Here is a 249-nt window from a genome sequence, read left to right on the forward strand (position 1 = left end):
TTTCTTCCTGAGGCTGTAAAACAGTTTGAGGGACTCCAAAGTCTTGTCTTACACCTAAAAGTATGACACGATGTCTTTTTTGAGGAATTCCATAGTCTTCAGATTTAATTAAATAATCTACGGGTCTGAAGACAGGATTTTCTTCTTCATCAAAGTTAACAGCTTCAGTTGTAAGTGAGTAAATTCTATACCTAATATGTGGTTGATTTTCATCAGCTATAATTCCTTCAGCAATACATGCATTAACAG

The 249-nt window shown here is 34.5% G+C and carries 1 protein-coding gene; it reads right to left on the reverse strand.

All coding sequences use genetic code 11. From position 1 onward, the window contains the following. A partial coding sequence (locus SB660_RS22645) for a DNA cytosine methyltransferase (RefSeq protein WP_410584747.1) occupies positions 1–249 on the reverse strand: 249 nt, incomplete at both ends.

Origin of the sequence: Bacillus sp. SIMBA_005 (assembly GCF_046535585.1) — a bacterium.
Lineage (GTDB): Bacteria > Bacillota > Bacilli > Bacillales > Bacillaceae > Bacillus > Bacillus pumilus.